At 63.2% G+C, this 272-nt stretch carries 1 protein-coding gene; it reads right to left on the bottom strand.

Annotated features, from left to right (window positions below):
• Positions 1-69 precede the first annotated feature (69 nt).
• A partial coding sequence (locus SB724_RS20160; RefSeq protein ID WP_410572622.1) for an EAL domain-containing protein occupies positions 70-272 on the bottom strand: 203 nt, incomplete at its 5' end.

Genomic DNA, 272 nt, shown 5'->3' with positions numbered 1-272 from the left:
GAAACGCGGGACCACACATGTGGCCCCGCGTTTCCTGTTTCTGCATGCGCATTAGCTACTCTGGCCGCATTAGCTGGCTGGCCACACGGATTGCCGGGCCAGCTGGGCCGTGAACTCCGGTTCCGGCAGGGGCCTGCCAAAGTAGTAGCCTTGCCCGCTCGTGCACCCAATACTCCGCAGGGCTTCGGCCTGCTCGGCGGTCTCGATTCCTTCCCAGACCCCTTCCAGCCCGCATGAACGAATGACCCGCTGGATAGCCGCGATGAATCCCA

It is taken from the genome of Bacillus sp. SIMBA_031 (assembly GCF_046535225.1).
GTDB lineage: Bacteria > Bacillota > Bacilli > Bacillales > Bacillaceae > Bacillus > Bacillus velezensis.
The sequence above is the reverse complement of the archived record's forward strand: the minus strand, read 5'-3'. Positions and strand labels throughout refer to the sequence as shown.